The organism is Sphingomonas citri (assembly GCF_019429485.1).
Lineage (GTDB): Bacteria > Pseudomonadota > Alphaproteobacteria > Sphingomonadales > Sphingomonadaceae > Sphingomonas > Sphingomonas citri.
In genome coordinates, this window is the sequence record NZ_JAHXZN010000004.1 from 236,935 (window position 1) to 252,134 (window position 15,200).

The 15,200-nt window shown below is 71.0% G+C and carries 13 protein-coding genes; 8 read left to right on the top strand and 5 right to left on the bottom strand.

Features of this window, described 5'->3' with window-relative positions:
- Positions 1-3 precede the first annotated feature (3 nt).
- The 5 genes from tolA (at position 4) to KZ820_RS13395 (ending at position 7,224) form a co-directional block, all read left to right on the top strand.
- Positions 4-978 carry a cell envelope integrity protein TolA gene (gene tolA, locus KZ820_RS13375; protein WP_219749113.1) on the top strand — a complete coding sequence of 325 codons (975 nt, stop codon included), beginning with the start codon at positions 4-6 and terminating at the stop codon, positions 976-978.
- Positions 978-2,600, top strand: a complete 1,623-nt coding sequence (tolB, locus tag KZ820_RS13380) for a Tol-Pal system beta propeller repeat protein TolB (protein WP_258048150.1) — start codon at positions 978-980, stop codon at positions 2,598-2,600. Before tolA ends, tolB begins: the two co-directional genes overlap by 1 nt.
- 68 nt (positions 2,601-2,668) lie before the next feature.
- Positions 2,669-3,184 (top strand): peptidoglycan-associated lipoprotein Pal, encoded by a 516-nt coding sequence (gene pal / locus KZ820_RS13385; RefSeq protein WP_219749114.1) that lies wholly within the window; start codon positions 2,669-2,671, stop codon positions 3,182-3,184.
- Between the two features lie 212 nt (positions 3,185-3,396).
- Positions 3,397-4,950: a TonB-dependent receptor plug domain-containing protein gene (locus KZ820_RS13390; RefSeq protein WP_219749115.1), complete on the top strand. Its 1,554-nt coding sequence runs from the start codon at positions 3,397-3,399 to the stop codon at positions 4,948-4,950.
- Positions 4,951-5,040: 90 nt separating this feature from the next.
- Complete coding sequence (locus KZ820_RS13395; protein ID WP_219749116.1) at positions 5,041-7,224, top strand: TonB-dependent receptor domain-containing protein; 2,184 nt, start codon at positions 5,041-5,043, stop codon at positions 7,222-7,224.
- Between the two features lie 34 nt (positions 7,225-7,258).
- Here KZ820_RS13395 and KZ820_RS13400 read toward each other — a convergent pair whose 3' ends face one another.
- The gene (locus tag KZ820_RS13400; protein WP_308462224.1) at positions 7,259-8,110 is read right to left on the bottom strand and encodes an oxygenase MpaB family protein; all 852 of its coding nucleotides are present in this window, start codon (positions 8,108-8,110) and stop codon (positions 7,259-7,261) included.
- Between the two features lie 28 nt (positions 8,111-8,138).
- The gene (locus KZ820_RS13405) at positions 8,139-8,648 is read right to left on the bottom strand and encodes a Ros/MucR family transcriptional regulator (protein ID WP_219749117.1); all 510 of its coding nucleotides are present in this window, start codon (positions 8,646-8,648) and stop codon (positions 8,139-8,141) included.
- Between the two features lie 225 nt (positions 8,649-8,873).
- On the opposite strand from KZ820_RS13405, the gene KZ820_RS13410 reads away from it, so the two are divergent.
- The 3 genes from KZ820_RS13410 (at position 8,874) to KZ820_RS13420 (ending at position 12,994) form a co-directional block, all read left to right on the top strand.
- A complete protein-coding gene (locus KZ820_RS13410) occupies positions 8,874-10,295 on the top strand; it encodes an amidohydrolase (RefSeq protein WP_219749118.1) in 1,422 nt (473 codons plus the stop codon).
- Complete coding sequence (locus KZ820_RS13415; RefSeq protein ID WP_219749119.1) at positions 10,292-11,590, top strand: amidohydrolase family protein; 1,299 nt, start codon at positions 10,292-10,294, stop codon at positions 11,588-11,590. The genes KZ820_RS13410 and KZ820_RS13415 overlap by 4 nt, the downstream gene beginning before the upstream one ends.
- 102 nt (positions 11,591-11,692) lie before the next feature.
- Entirely contained in the window at positions 11,693-12,994 is a 1,302-nt protein-coding gene (locus KZ820_RS13420) for an Nramp family divalent metal transporter (protein ID WP_219749120.1), read from the top strand.
- Positions 12,995-13,009: 15 nt separating this feature from the next.
- Here KZ820_RS13420 and KZ820_RS13425 read toward each other — a convergent pair whose 3' ends face one another.
- The 3 genes from KZ820_RS13425 to lepB form a co-directional block, all read right to left on the bottom strand.
- Positions 13,010-13,336, bottom strand: a complete 327-nt coding sequence (locus KZ820_RS13425; RefSeq protein WP_308462225.1) for an HNH endonuclease signature motif containing protein — start codon at positions 13,334-13,336, stop codon at positions 13,010-13,012.
- Positions 13,337-13,652: 316 nt separating this feature from the next.
- Entirely contained in the window at positions 13,653-14,372 is a 720-nt protein-coding gene (gene rnc / locus KZ820_RS13430) for a ribonuclease III (RefSeq protein ID WP_258048151.1), read from the bottom strand.
- Positions 14,369-15,184 (bottom strand): signal peptidase I, encoded by an 816-nt coding sequence (gene lepB, locus KZ820_RS13435; RefSeq protein WP_219749122.1) that lies wholly within the window; start codon positions 15,182-15,184, stop codon positions 14,369-14,371. The genes rnc and lepB overlap by 4 nt, the downstream gene beginning before the upstream one ends.
- Positions 15,185-15,200 lie beyond the last annotated feature (16 nt).

Sequence of the window (15,200 nt, forward strand, 5' to 3'; positions counted from 1 at the left end):
GACGTGGAACGCGCCGAGAAGATCGGGCTGGGAGTCGCGGCGGCCGGGCATATCCTGCTCTTCGGCCTGCTGTCGGTCGGCTTCCTCGACACGCCCAACCCGATCAAGCTGAAGCAGAACCCGGTCGAGGTCAGCCTCGTGCAGGAGGTCGGGCTCGAGGCCGCCGCGCCCGCCGCGACCGAGCCGCCGTCGCAGCGCGTGTCGCCCGAGGCGGGCGAGCCGGTCGACTCGCCGCCGCCCGCCGCGGCGCCGCCCGCGCCGGTGCCCGCCCCCGCGCCGCTCCCCGAGCCGCGCCCGGAGCCCCGGCCCGAGCCGAAGCCCGCGCCGCCGAAGCCGGTGCCGCCCAAGCCAGCGCCGCCCAAGCCGGCGCCGGCGCCCAAGCCCGAACCCAAGCCGCAGCCCAAGCCCAAGCCGGCCCCGGCGGCGGAGAAGGCACCGAGCAAGCCGGCGCCGACCAAGCAGCAGAGCGCCGCGAGCGCGCCGAGCAAGGCCAAGGCGCCCGCCGCCGCGGCCAAGGGCGCGGGCAAGACCGAGACCGCCAAGGCCGAGCGCCCGAAGGGCGGCCGGCTCGGCAGCGACTTCCTCAAGGGGCTCACCGCGGAGAAGAGCAGCGCCAAGGAGAGCGACGCGCCGCCCTCCGCGGCGCGGGTCGACGCGCGCGCGCTGGCGGGGATCCAGCAGGCGATCGCGCGCCAGATCCAGCCCTGCGCCGACCGCCAGGTCGATCCTGGCCCCGGCGCCAACCAGATCGTCACCACGCTCAACCTCCGGCTCAACCGCGACGGCACGCTGGCGGCGGTGCCGACGGTGGTGCGCCAGTCGGGGGTCGACGACGACAACCAGCGCTACGCGCGGCGCGTGGTCGATCTCGGCGTGGCCGCGTTCAAGGGCTGCTCGCCGCTCAAGCTGCCGGCAGAATATTACGCCACCGCCAACGGGGGGTGGAGCAACATCAACTACAACTGGAAACTGCGGTGATGCGACTCCGACTCTGCGGTACCTCGGCGCTGGGCTTCGGCTCGGTGACATCCTCTTCGACCGTCACCTCGCCAGGTGTCGTCCCGGAAGGCTCCACCCCGGCGGACGCCGGGGTCCAGTTGGGGGACGTCTCGCAACGGCCACGAGGGCCTTCCCACCTGGACCCCGGCGTCCGCCGGGGTGGCACTGAGCATGGACTGAGCGCGCGCGTCACCACCCGCTCCGCCGTCACCGCGCTGCTCGCCTCCGCCGCCGCGCTGCTCGCCACCCCCGCCGCCGCGCAGCTCGTCCCGCCCGCCGGTACCCCCGCCGCGCCCGCGCCCGTGCAGCAGCCCGGCGCGCCCGTCGGCCAGACCCCGCCGCCGCTCGAGGTCGACGTCACCGGCGGCATCTCGGCGCCGATGCCGATCGCGATCCCGCCGATGCCGACCCAGTCGGTGGTGCAGACCCCCGCCGGCCCGACCGACCGGCTCGGCCGCCAGCTCAGCGAGATCGTCGCCAACGACCTGCGCAACTCGGGGCTGTTCAACCCGCTGGCGGCCGCGGCGACGCGCGCGATCGCTTTCCCCGAGGTGACCGCGCCGGCTTACGATTACTGGGGCGGCTCGGGCGCGCAGGCGCTGGTGCAGGGCTATATCCGCGCCAACGGCGACGGCACGCTGACGGTCGGCTGCTACCTCTACGACGTCTCGGCGCGCACCGAGCTGACGCGACAGGGCTTCGTCGTGCCGCCGTCGGACTGGCGCCGCGCCGCGCACAAGTGCGCCGACATGGTCTACACCCGCCTCACCGGCGAGGGCGCCTATTTCGACAGCCGCGTCGTCTATGTCAGCGAGACCGGACCCAAGGCCAACCGCATTAAGCGGCTCGCGATCATGGACCAGGACGGCGCCAACAGCCGCTTCCTCACCGCGGGCTCGTCGATCGTGCTGACGCCGCGCTTCGCGCCCAACCAGCAGTCGATCGTCTATATGAGCTACGTGGGACGGACCCCCGCCATCTATGTCTACGAGCTCGGCTCGGGGCGGCAGCGGCTGGTGGTGCAGAACGTCGCCACCACCTTCGCGCCGCGCTTCTCGCCGGACGGTCGCTACATCCTCTTCTCGATGGCGCAGGCGGGCAACACCGACCTGTACCGCGTCCCGGCCGCGGGCGGCACGCCGCAGCGGCTGACCAACTCGCCCGGCATCGACACCGGCGGCAGCTACTCGCCCGACGGCTCGCGCATCGTGTTCGAGAGCGATCGATCGGGCGGGCAGCAGATCTACGTGATGAACGCGGACGGATCGAACCAGCAGCGCATCAGCTTCGGCGGCGGGCGCTATGCCACGCCGGTGTGGAGCCCGCGCGGCGACCTGATCGCCTTCACCAAGATCCAGGGCGCGTTCCGCATCGGTATCATGAGCCCGAACGGCTCCGGCGAGAAATTGCTGACCAACAGCTGGCAGGACGAGGGGCCGTCGTGGAGCCCCAACGGCCGCGTGCTGATGTTCTTCCGCCAGGGCCGCGGCAACGCCGGCAAGGCCGATCTGTGGTCGGTCGACCTCACCGGCGTCAACGAGCGCCGCGTGCCGACGCCGCTCGACGGTTCGGATCCGGCCTGGGGGCCATTGCGCCCGTGAGCGGAAGCGGCGACACTCGATCCTGACATACGATGACCAAGACATTGGCGAACATGGGAGAACACGCGATGGCACGTTTGACGACCACCCTGTTGATGGCGACGGCTCTGGTGGCCACCGCGGCCTGCTCGAAGAAGCGCCCCGATGTGCTGCCGCCCGCCCCCGGGGGCGCACCCGAGGCGCCGCCGGCGCCCGCGACCGACCCCAACGGCGGGATCACGCCGGGCTCGGCGGCCGACTTCAAGCGCTCGGCGCAGAGCGACACGGTGCTGTTCGGGCTCGACATGTACGACATCGACGGCACCGCGCGCGGCATCCTCGACAGCCAGGCGGCGTGGCTGACGCGCTACCCCAACGTGCGCATCACGGTGGAGGGCCATGCCGACGAGCGCGGTACGCGCGAGTATAACCTGGCACTGGGCGACCGCCGCGCCAACGCGGCGAAGAACTATCTCGTCGCGCGCGGCATCGCGCCGACGCGGATCACCACGATCAGCTACGGCAAGGAGCGCCCGGTCGCGCTCGGCTCGGACGAGGAGAGCTGGGCGCAGAACCGCCGCGCCGTCACCGTCGTGGTGGGCTGATCCGATCGCGCCCGACCCGGATCGGCGATCGGGCGCGACAATCACCGCCTAGCGTCACCCAAGATGGTGAGCGACGCCGCGGTGTTTTAAGCAAATGTCTGATAAGAAAAGAGTCGCGGCTTTGTTGCTTTTGGGCAACAGAGTTGCGACTCTTTTGTTGCAGGGATCACCCTCTCGTCTCGGCCATCGGCGGCCGAGGCAAGGGGTGGGACATGAACAGGGTGACGTTACTCGCCGCGACCGCGTTGGTCAGCGGCATGGTCGCGCCGGGCGCGGCACGCGCGCAGGCGGCGGCGAGCGAGCAGGTGCCGTCGGCGGCTCCAGCGGTCGCGACCGATCGCGAGGAGGCCCCAGCCGAGGTGGTGGTCACCGGCTCGCGCATCGTCCAGCCCGCCTATGACGGCGTGATTCCCGGCGCGCAGGTCAGCGGCGAGCAGATCCAGCGCCGCACCTTCACCAACGCGCTCGACGCGCTGACCGACGTGCCGTTCGTGACCGCCGGCGCGAACCCCTATGGCGGCAACGGCGAGGGCGAGAGCCTAGGTCAGGCCTATGCCGACCTGTTCGGGCTCGGCTCGAACCGGACGCTGACGCTGGTCAACGGTCGGCGCTACGTCTCGGGAAATTCGGCGTCGCTGTTCGTCGCGGGGAACACGACCGGGTCGCAGGTCGATCTCAGCACCATCCCGGCCGCGCTGATCGACCATAGCGACGTGGTCACCGTCGGCGGCGGGGTGGCCTATGGCTCGGACGCGGTCGCGGGTGTGATCAACATCGTCCTCAACGACCATCTCGAGGGCTTTTCCCTCAACGCGCTGTCGGGACTGACCGCGCGCGGTGACGGCGCGCGCTACCGGCTGAGCGCCGCGGCGGGGCACGACCTCGCCGGCGGTCGCGGCAACGTCAGCGTGGCTCTCGAATATGATCGCGACGACGCGCTCTATCAGAGTGACCGCGCCGGGTATCGTGCCCACTACCTGGCACCGACCTCGTTCCGCAACGGCGGCGTACGTAACGCCGCTTACGTCCCCACGCTCGACGGCAGCGGAGGCAGCGCCTTCGTCGCGCGCGCCGCGGACAAGGTACCCAACAATATCGCGGGCGCGGGTTATCGCGGTGGCTCGCTTCTCACCACGTACAATGGTGCGGTGTTCAGCTACGACGCGCCAGGCTATCTGGGCGGCTATCTTCCCGCGGACTTCCAGGGGTTGACCACCACCGATCCGAACGATCCTGTTGCCTCGCCCGATTACCGGCCCGAGGCGCTCTGGACGATGGCGGGCAACACCAACCTGGTGCCGGGCCGGCCGGTGGCGAGCGGCAGCCGCTGCAGCGTGGCCAACCTGTCGAGCTTCTGCGCCTTCGCCCCCGACGCGCTGCCCGGCACGCGCGCGAGCGCGGAGGCGGGTGCGGCGCGTGACGCCTTCGACGCCGCGGTGATCGCGCGCTACGCGCCGGCGCTGGCGGGCGCGGGCGGCAGCACGTCGCAGCGCGACGCGCTCGCGCTCAACCTGCTCCAGGCGAATTTGCCGACCCCGCGCGAATACCTCAAGGCGCACCCCGGCGCGGACATCAACGCCTTCATCGGGTCCTTCGTGCGCGGCTTTCTCACACGCGCCAACACCGATCCGGCGACGGCGGGAGCGTTGCCACGGCTCGCGGTGCCGCTTCAGTTCGACGCGGCGGGCGGCCTGCGCGCGATCACGGTGGCGGTGATCGCGGATCCGAGCGTGACGCCCAGCACCACGGCCGGGGCGATCAGCTAGGATGCCGCACGCGGCAGCGACGGCACGCGCTTCGCTCCGCTCCGAGTCCAGCAGGATCGCGTCATCGCCACGCTGCTCGCGCATCTCGACGTGAGCGACGCCGCCACGATCTACACCGAGGAAAGCTATGCGCACGTCCGCAACCTGCTGCCGCGCACCGGGGCAGTGAGCAACAGCATCGGCGACGCCACCGCCGAGGGCAACGAACTGACCATGCAGCTCTCCAACCCCTATCTCGGCGATCAGGCGCGCGCCGCGCTGGGCGCCGCGGGAGTGACCGACAAGTTCCTGCTGTCACGCAGCAACCAGGACCTGTTCGGCGACAATCCGGTGACGGTGAGCAGCGATACCTATCGGTCCGTGCTGGGCGTGCGCGGCACGTTCGCGGCGTTCGGCAAGACCACCCACTACGATGCCTCGGCCAGCTACGGTCGCAGCGACCTCTCGGGCACCGGGCGCCAGGTCCGCGACATCGAATATGCGCTGGCGGTGGACGCGGTACGCGACGCGGAGGGGCGGATCGTCTGCCGCGCGCAGACCGCGGCGGGTGCCGGCATCCTCGGCCAGACTCCGTACGGCGTCGTGGGAGAGGAGATCGTGCGCGAGCGTGACGCCTCGGGCGTGATGGTCGAGAAGCGACTGCGCCGCGTCGTTACCGCGGCGCAGATCGCCGCGTGCCGGCCGATGAACGTCTTCGGCTATGGGCAGATGTCGGCGGCCGCGCGCGACTATGTCACCGCGCCGACCAGCCTGACCAATCATAGCGAGATGATCTTCGCGCAGTCGTCGCTGTCCGGGCCGATCCTCGACCTGCCGGCCGGCGCGCTGCGCTACGCCTTCTTCGGCGAGTATCGCCGCGAGCAGCTCGCCTATCACACCGACGATCTCACCCGCACCGGCGGCACGCGGCTGGTCGCGATCGCCGCGACCGAGGGGCATGTCCAGACCGCCGAGTTCGGCGGCGAGGCGAGTGTCCCGCTGTTCGGCGGTGCGTTCACCGCGCCGCTGCTGCGCCAGCTGAGCTTCGACCCCGGCATCCGTTTCGTCCGCCAGAGCGGCGCCGCGCCCGACGTGCGTTCGCTCGACGGCAGCACGCTGGTGCAGCGCGAGGCGGGGCGGTGGAACCGCGTCTACTCGCTCGCGGGTACCTGGCGCCCGGTCGTGCCGCTGCTGGTGCGTGGCAATTGGACCCACTCGATCCGCCAGCCGAACGTGACCGAGCTGTTCCTCGGCGGCCAGCCGGCCTTCACCTCGCCGACCGACCCTTGTTCCTCCGGTGAGATCGGGCAGGGGGTGCATCCAGCGACGCGCCTCGCCAACTGCCGTCGCGCGGTGATCGACGCGGGGCTGGCGACCGACACGGCGGGCGCGGACCAGTTCCTCAACGGCTATGTCCCGTCCGGCGCCGCGATCACCGGCGTCTTCAACGGTTCGCCCGGCCTGCGCCCGGAGCGCGGGCGAAGCTGGACCGTGGGTGCGGTGTTCACGCCCGCGTTCGCGCCGCACTTCAAGTTGGGCGGCGACTATGTGCACGTGCTGCTCGAGGACCAGATCGTGCCGACCGACATCGATACCGCGATGCAATTGTGCCTCGACAGCCCGCACTATCCCGACAACCGCGCCGACATCGGCGTGAACACCTGCGGCTTCTTCAAGCGCCTGCCGGCGGACAACCAGCGCGCCTTCGAGATCGCCAACGGCTTCAACATGGGCTTCATCAACCAGGGCAAGTTGCAAGTCGAGGCGGCCAATGCGACGTTGGACGACGTGGTGCCGCTTGACGGATTGTTCGGCGCCGACGCGGGCAAGCTGGTGTTGCACGGCAACGTCTATCGCTTGTTCCATTATCTGTCCGCGGCCGACAATGACCTCGCGCACGCAGAGGAGTCCGCGGGCAGCATCGGTGTCAGCAAGTGGCGCACGCAATGGCGTGGCGGCTACGAGCACGGCGGCTTCTTCGCTCAATGGGTCTGGAACTGGGCGAGCGCCACTCACGCCTTCTCCGCCGGCGCGCCGATCGAGGGGACGAATGAACGGAACGAAGTGCGGGATTTTATCCGCGTGCCCGCGTACAGCCTGCACGACGCCTCGATCGGCTATGCCTTCGGCGCGCAACGGCGCTTCGGGCTCACCTTCAATGTCAGCAATGTCTTCGACAAGCTGACCGCCGGGCCGATGGTGCAATCCTATGCGTTCAGAGCGCCTGCCTACCCCAACACCATCATCGACGACTTCGGTCGCCGCTTCACCCTCAGTGTCGACGTGAAATGGTGAGCCCCCGCGCTCCTGCTCCGGCGGGAGCGCGTCCTTACCGCGCCTTCAGCGCCCAGCGCATCACGCGGCTCACCCCGTCCGCGCCGGCGCGGATCGCGGGGCGTGCGGCGGCGGGCTGGAGGCGGCCGTGCAACGCCGCCGCCCAGCCCGGCAGCAGGTCCACCGCCGCCGCGCTCGCCACCGCCAGCGCCGCCGCGGCGGCGGGGTCGTCGCCGGGCGCGAGCAGCGCCGCCGCCACCTCGCGCGTACGATGGTCGGCGCGCAGCTCGGGCAGGATCCGCGCGTAATAGTCCGCCACCGCGGCGCGCGAGCGCGGCACGTCGGCGGCGCCGAGCTTCTCCGCCACCACCGCGGTGTCGGCGAGATAGCGGTCCTGCTCGGCCGCGCTCAGCGACGCGTCGCGGTAACGCAGGTAGGCGCGCAGGAAGCTGTCCACCTCGGCGACGTGGATCCAGGTGAGCAGCGCCGGATCGTCGGCGCGATAGGGGGTGCCGTCGGGCAGCGTGCCGGTGACATGGTCGTGGACGCGGCGCACCTGCGCGATCGCGCGCTCGGCGGTGTCGGTCGCGCCGAAGGTGGTGACGGCGATGAAGCTGGCGGTGCGGCGCAGTCGGCCGAGCCGGTCGTCGCGGAAGCCGCTATGGTCCCACACCCCGGCGAGCGCGCGCGGGTGGAGCATCTGGAGCAGCAGCGCGGAGATGCCGCCGATCATCATCGCGGAGAAATCGGCGTGGACCGCCCAGGCGGGGGAGTCGCGCGCGATCAGTCCGGGATCGTCGGGCGCGCGCGCCAGGTCGAGCTGCTCGCTCGCCACCAGCGCGCGCAACCGGTCGCCGAGCGCGCCGCGCGCGCGCTCGACCAGCCCGGCCGAGGGGGCGTCGGTCACGCCCCGATCCCCGCGGCCGGCGTCAGGCTCAGGCCTCGGCCGGGGCCGACTTGCGGCGGCCGCGCGGCGCGGGGGCCGGCGTCGGCGCGGCCTCCTCGCCACCGCCGCGACGCGCGCCCGGCTTGCGGCCGAGACCGATCTTCTTCGCCATGTCGCGGCGCGCCTGCGAGTAATTCTCGGCGACCATCGGGTAATCGGGCTTCAGGCCGAAGCGCTGGCGATAGTCGTCGGGGGTCAGACCGTGGCCGGCGAGGTGGCGACGCAGCGTCTTGTACGGCTTGCCGTCGATCAGCGAGATCAGATGATCCTTGGAAGCCAACGACTTACGCACCGAAACCGCGGGGGTATAGTCGCTCGCGGGCTCCTCCGAGCTGGTCACCGAAGTGCTCGACGACAGGTTCGACACCGCGTCGTGCATCGTGCGCAGAAACGCGGGAACGTCCTCGCCCGAGGCGCGCGTGTTGGGATTGGACAGCCAGGCGATCGTCAGTTCGGTCGCGAGCTCGACCACATTGGTGCTGGCGGTCTCGTCGTTCATCGTAACACTCCTCGAAATGATGATGTGGCGTCTATACAGCGGCTGAGATGCCGTCAACGCATGAGAGCTAATAGTTCTAACATGTGTTCGATAGAAGAGACTGTTGAACTCTTGTTACGGCAGATGTCGCGGCCGGCCGTCCCATATTCGCACGAAGCTTGACCGCCGCGCTCCCCCCGTTCCATGATCCCGGAGAGGGTAGAGCATAAGAAAAGGGGTTAATGCATGAAGCTCGGTCGAGGGCGCCGCGCGCTCTGGGGCGCGGTCGCGATCGCGCTGCCACTCGCCGCCTGCGCGAGTGACGGCAAGGATCGCCCCAAGAGCGCCGCCGCCAAGGCGCCGCCGGTGAAATACGCGCGCGATCCTTACCCCTCGACCTACCACGCTTACCCCGGAGTGCCGACGCTGGTGCGCAACGTCACCGTGTTCGACGGCGAGGGCGGGCGGATCGACGGCGGCGCGGTGCTGCTCGCGGACGGCAAGATCGCCGCGGTGGGTCAGTCGCTCGACGCGCCCGCGGGCGCGACCGTGATCGACGGCGCGGGCAAGTACATCACTCCCGGCATCGTCGACATTCACAGCCATCTCGGCGACTATCCGAGCCCGCAGGTGCAGGCGCTGTCCGACGGCAACGAGGCGACCGCGCCGATCACCGCCGACGTCTGGGCCGAGCACAGCGTGTGGCCGCAGGACCCCGGCTTCGGCCGCGCGCTCGCCAACGGCGGGGTGACGACGCTGCAGATCCTGCCCGGCTCGGCCAATCTGATGGGCGGGCGCAGCGTGGTGCTCAAGAACGTCTACGCGCGCACGATGCAGGCGATGAAGTTCCCCGGCGCGCCCTACGGCCTCAAGATGGCGTGCGGCGAGAACCCCAAGCGCGTCTACGGCAGCAAGAACCGCGAGCCGTCGACCCGCATGGGCAATGTCGCGGTGGATCGCCAGACCTGGGCGAAGGCTGTGGCGTACAAGCGCAAGTGGGACAAATACGAGAAGGAGGGCGGCGATCCGCCCGACCGCGACATCGGCATGGACACGCTGCGCGGCGTGCTCTCGGGCGAGATCATGGTGCAGAACCACTGCTACCGCGCCGACGAAATGGCCATCGTGCTCGATATGGCCAAGGAGTTCGGCTACCACGTCACCGCCTTCCACCACGCGGTCGAGGCCTACAAGATCGCGGACCTGCTCAGGGCCAGCGGCACCTGCGCCGCGGTCTGGGCCGACTGGTACGGCTTCAAGATGGAGAGCTACGACGGGATCGGCGAGAATCTCGCGATCCTCGATCACGCGGGCGCGTGCGCGATGATCCACTCCGACGACGAGAACGGCATCCAGCGGCTCAACCAGGAAGTCGCCAAGGTGCTCTCCTCGGCGCGTCACGCCGGCATCCAGGTGAGCGACGAAGCGGCGTGGAAGTGGCTCTCGCTCGGGCCGGCCAAGGCGCTCGGCATCGACTCGCAGACCGGCAGCCTGCGCCCCGGCAAGATGGCCGACGCGGTGCTGTGGAACGGCAATCCGTTCAGCGTCTACACAAGGCCCGAGAAGGTCTGGGTCGACGGCGCGTTGCTCTATGATTCGAGCGATCCGAAGCGCCGCCCGGTGAGCGACTTCGAGCTCGGCCAGCCCGGTTCGGGAGACGTCAAGTGACGCGCGCTCTGCTCCTCCTCGCCGCCAGCGTGCTGGCCGTGCCCGCCGCGGCGCAGACGATCGCGATCACCGGCGGTACCGTCGCGATCGGCGACGGCTCGGCGCCGATCGAGCGCGGCACGGTGGTGATCGCGAACGGCCGCGTCGTCGCCGCCGGCGCGGGCGTGGCGGTGCCCGCGGGCGCCGAGGTGGTCGACGCCACCGGCCGATGGGTGACGCCGGGCGTGGTCTCGGCGATGACCGACCTGTCGCTGGTCGACGCCGACGGCGTGTCCGAGAGCAACGACGCGGGCGCGAGGAACTCGCCGTACAAGGCCTCGATCGACGTGTCGGTCGCGGTCAACCCTTCGGGGGTCAAGGTCGCCAATGAGCGGCTCGGCGGCGTGACGCGCGCGATCGTCGCGCCCGAGGCGGGCGGGTCGATCTTCGCCGGGCAGGGCGCGGTGATCGACCTCGGCAGCGACCCCGACGCGCTGACCCGCGCGCGCGCGTTCGAATATGTCGAACTGGGCGAGGACGGCGGCAAGCTCGCCGGTGGCAGCCGCCCCGCGGCCTGGGCGCTGCTGCGCGACGCCTTCCAGCAGGCGCAGGACTATCGCCGCGATCCCAAGGCGTTCGACGGCCGCTCGCGCGACTCGCTGGTGACCCGCGCGGACGCCGAGACGCTCGGGCGCGTGCTCGACGGCCAGCTGCCGCTGCTCGTCCATGTCGAGCGCGCCGCGGATATCCGCCAGGTGCTCGGGCTGACGCGCGACTATGCGAAGGTCAAGCTGGTGCTGGTCGGCGTCGCCGAGGGCTGGCTGGTGGCGCGCGAGATCGCCGCGGCGCGCGTGCCGGTGATCGCGCACGCGCTCGCCGATCTGCCCGCCAGCTTCGAGAGCCTCGCCGCGACCGAGTCGAACGTCGGGCGGATGCGCGCCGCCGGGGTGCCGGTGGCGCTGGCCTCGACCGGCGCGTCGGGCGGCGACCATGTGCTGCGCCAGTTCGCGGGCAACCTCGTTGCGATCACGCGCGTGCCGGGCGCGACCGGGCTCGACTGGGGCCAGGCCTGGGCGTCGATCACCAGCGGTCCCGCCGAGGCGATCGGGCTGGGCGGCGAGATAGGCTCGCTGCGTCCCGGCCGGCGTGCGGACGTCGTGCTATGGGACGGTGACCCGCTCGAGCTGTCGTCGGTGCCGGTGGCGACCTGGGTCGACGGCCGCGCGCAGCCGATGCGCTCGCGCCAGACCGACCTGCGCGACCGCTATCTCACGCCGACCGAGGGCGCGCTGCCCAAGGCCTACGAGCGGCGATAGCAAAGATCCTCCCCGCATGGCGGGGAGGATCTGAGGTGCTTCTAGCGCCATCCCACCCGCCCCATTGAAACCGCGGCGCGTCTCCCGCATTCAACGCGGCACATGACCTCCACCGTGCGCTCGCTCGGCGACAGCTTCGCCACCGTCCCCGTGCCTGAGGGGGCGGGTTTCTGGCGCAAGCTGCTCGCCTTCGTCGGGCCGGGCTGGCTCGTCGCGGTCGGCTACATGGACCCGGGCAATTGGGCGACCGACATCGCCGGCGGCTCGGCGTTCGGCTACACGCTCCTCTCGGTCGTGCTGCTGTCGAACCTGATGGCGATCGTGCTCCAGGCGCTGTCGGCGCGGCTCGGCATCGGCGCGGGGCTCGATCTCGCCCAGGCGTGCCGTCAGCACTCGTCGCGCCCGGTCGCCTGGCTGCTGTGGGGTCTGGCCGAGATCGCGATCATCGCCTGCGACCTGGCCGAGGTGCTGGGCACCGCGATCGCGCTCAAGCTGCTGTTCGGCCTGCCGCTGGTGTACGGCGTCATCGTCACCGCGCTCGACGTCTTCCTGATCCTCGCGCTGCAGCGCTACGGCTTTCGTCGGCTCGAGGCGTTCATCGCCAGCCTGCTGATCATCATCGCCGGCTGTTTCGCGTTCGAGCTGTTCTGGGCCAATCCCGACTGGGGCGGTGCCGCGCGCGGGCTGGTGCCCTCGCGCGAGGTGGTGACCAACCCGGCGATGCTCTACATCGCGATCGGCATCCTGGGCGCGACGGTGATGCCGCACAACCTCTACCTCCACTCCTCGATCGTGCAGACGCGCGCCTACGGCAGCGGCGCGCGAGATCGGCACGAGGCGCTCAAGCTGGCGACGATCGACTCGACCGTGGCGTTGGGCCTCGCCTTCTTCATCAACGCCGCGATCCTGATCCTAGCGGCGGCCGCCTTTCACACCGCGGGCCGCACCGAGGTTGCCGAGATCGAGCAGGCGCACGAGCTGCTGTCGCCGATGCTCGGCGTGGGCGCGGCGAGCGCGGTGTTCGCGGTGGCGCTGCTGGCGAGCGGGCAGAACTCGACCGTGACGGGCACGCTGGCCGGGCAGATCGTGATGGAGGGCTTCCTCGACGTGCGCCTGCCGGTGTGGCTGCGCCGGCTGGTGACGCGCGCGATCGCGATCGTGCCGGCGGTGCTGGTGGTGGCGGCGATGGGCGACCGCGGCGCGACCGAGTTGCTGGTGCTGAGCCAGGTGGTGCTGAGCCTGCAACTGCCCTTCGCGGTGATCCCGCTGGTGGCCTATACCGCGAACCGGCGGCTGATGGGCGAGTTCGCCGCGCCGCGTTGGCTGGCCGGGCTGGCGTGGGCGATCGCGGCGGTGATCGTCGGGCTCAACGGCTACCTGATGTGGGGAATGATGGCGGGCTGAGCCGCTCTCCCGCGGTCACGCGACGCGGCGGCGGGTCGGCGCGTGGAAGTCGGGGGGCTTGTCCGCGATCCAGCCGAGGAAGCGAGCGATCGCGGGCCAGTCGCGGATCGCCTCGAGCGTCCCGGCGCGGGCGAGCGCGCCATTGTCCGCGGCGGCGTGGATCGCACGGTGGCAGATCGGGTGGAGCGGCACGGTGTCGCGTCCGCCTTCGCTGCGCGGCACGACATGGTGCCACTCGACGCGGCGGCCGAGCGGACGATCGCACAGCGCGCAACGATCCGGGAGCGCGGTCTCGGTGACGGCGCGCCGCTCGGCCTCGGCCAGTCCCTGCTTGCGCCGCACGCGTCCCGCCATGCGGGTGGAATGTGTGGGGCGGGCGGGGTGTTCCGGCGGGCGGTAGGGGGAGCGTAGGTTGGGCCACGGACGTACCCGCTGGCGTCATCCTGAGCTTGTTTCAGGATCCACGGCGCCGCGTACCCAACGGCCGCGCCGCCTGCGGCTCGCTGGATCCTGAAACGAGTTCAGGATGACGGCGAGAAAAGCGGAGAGCGTGGCGCTCCTCCACATGCAGCGGTGCTCCTGCGCGCGCAGGAGCCGAAGGTGACGCAGCGTAGCGCCTGCGGCTCTGGGCTCCCGCGTGCGCGCGAGCACCGCCACGTCACCGCCGCCGCCGTCCCCGCGTGGGCGCCGCCTGCGCCGACAGCGCGGCGAGCAGCGCCTTGGCCGCCTCGGTCTCGGCCTCCTGCTTGCTCGTTCCCTCGGCGAGCATCTCGTCCTTGCCCACGGTGGCGCGCACGGTGAAGCGCGGCGCGTGGCCCGGTCCGGCGCGCTCGACGATCGCGTAGGAGGGCACCGCGCGGCGGTTGGCCGCGGCCCATTCCTGCAGAGCCGACTTGGGGTGCTGCGGCGCGCGCGCCTCGACATGGACCTTGTCCTGCCACAGCCGCCGCACCGCGGCGCGCGCGGGCGCCAGCCCGGCGGTGAGATAGACCGCGCCCAGCAGCGCCTCGACCACGTCCCCCAGCACATTGTCGCTGTGCTGCGCACCGTCGTCGCGCGCCTGCTTGCCGAGCCGCACGCGCGCGTCGGCGCCGATCTCGCGCGCCACCTCGGCGCATACCGCGCCGGTGACGAGCGCGTTGAACCGCTTCGACAATTGCCCCTCGGGCTCGGCCGGGAACAGCTCCACCAGCCACTCCGCCATGGAGAGCCCGAGCACGCGGTCGCCGAGGAACTCGAGCCGTTCGTAGCTCGCACCGGCAAGGCCCTCGGCGTGGCTGCTATGGGTCAGCGCGCGCTTGAACGGCGCGGTGTCGTCGGCGCGGACGCCGAACTGCGCCTCGACCCAGCCGGCGAGGTCGTCGCCGGCGTCGCTCAAAAGCCCTCCCCGATGCGGCGGAACCGCGCCGCCGAGACCCAGGTCCACGGCTTGAGCCACTCGGCCGAGCCGTCGGTCGACCAGAAGGTGACCACCGCCTTGCCCTCGATCCGCTCCATCGGGATATAGCCCATCCCGACCGGCGGGGCGAAGCGGCTGTCCGCCGAATCGTCGCGATTGTCGCCCATCAGGAAGACGTTGCCCGCGGGCACCTTGTACACGTCGGTGTCGTCGGCGACGGGGATGTTCTCCTGGTCGAGCACATTGTAGCTGCGCCCGCCGGGCAGCGTCTCGCGGAAGCGCGGGTAGCGGCAGATCGGCTGCCCCTGCGCGTCGCTGTCCTGGAAGCGCGCGCCGCACTTCTCGGCGGGGAAGTTGGGCGAGAGCGGCACGACGAAGTCGGCGACTCGCTGCTTGGGGATCGCCCGGCCGTTGAGGAACAGCTGGCCGTTCCGCATCTGCACCGTGTCGCCGGGCAGACCGATCACGCGCTTGATCACGTCATGGTCGTCCGGCCCCATCGAGCGGAACACCACCGTGTCGCCGCGAGTCGGATCGTGCGCGAAGATGCGGCCGGGGATCAGCGGCACGCCCCATGGCAGCGACCAGCGCGAGTAGCCGTAGTTCCACTTGGAGACGAACAGATAGTCGCCGATCAGCAGCCGCGGCAGCATCGACTCGCTCGGGATCGAGAAGGGCGAGAAGATGAAGCTGCGCAGCACGAAGACGAACAGCGCCAGCTTCAGCAGGAAGCGGACCGTCTCGGCGGTTTCCGAACGCGCGGGCTTGCCGGCGGCTTTGGGGGTGGCCATGAAGCACCGCGTCGCG